At 58.7% G+C, this 499-nt stretch carries 1 rRNA gene; it reads left to right on the top strand.

Annotation, left to right across the window (positions count from 1 at the left end):
- Window positions 1-49 precede the first annotated feature (49 nt).
- Window positions 50-499: ribosomal RNA gene (locus C3486_RS36745) — 23S ribosomal RNA — on the top strand; the annotation flags it as partial.

Here is a 499-nt window from a genome sequence, read left to right on the forward strand (position 1 = left end):
GGGTGGCTGGTCGTTGCTTGAGAACTGCACAGTGGACGCGAGCATCTGTGGCCAAGTTTTTAAGGGCGCACGGTGGATGCCTTGGCACCAGGAACCGATGAAGGACGTGGGAGGCCGCGATAGTCCCCGGGGAGTCGTCAACCAGGCTTTGATCCGGGGGTTTCCGAATGGGGAAACCCGGCAGTCGTCATGGGCTGTCACCCGCTGCTGAACACATAGGCAGTGTGGAGGGAACGCGGGGAAGTGAAACATCTCAGTACCCGCAGGAAGAGAAAACAACCGTGATTCCGGGAGTAGTGGCGAGCGAAACCGGATGAGGCCAAACCAGTCACGTGTGATACCCGGCAGGGGTTGCGTGGTTGGGGTTGTGGGATCTCTTTTCCGCAGTCTGCCGGCTGTGGGACGAGTCAGAAACCGTTGATGTAGGCGAAGGACATGCGAAAGGTCCGGCGTAGAGGGTAAGACCCCCGTAGCTGAAACATCAGCGGCTCGTTTAAGA

The sequence above is a fragment of the Streptomyces sp. Ru73 genome, from assembly GCF_002920575.1.
GTDB lineage: Bacteria > Actinomycetota > Actinomycetes > Streptomycetales > Streptomycetaceae > Streptomyces.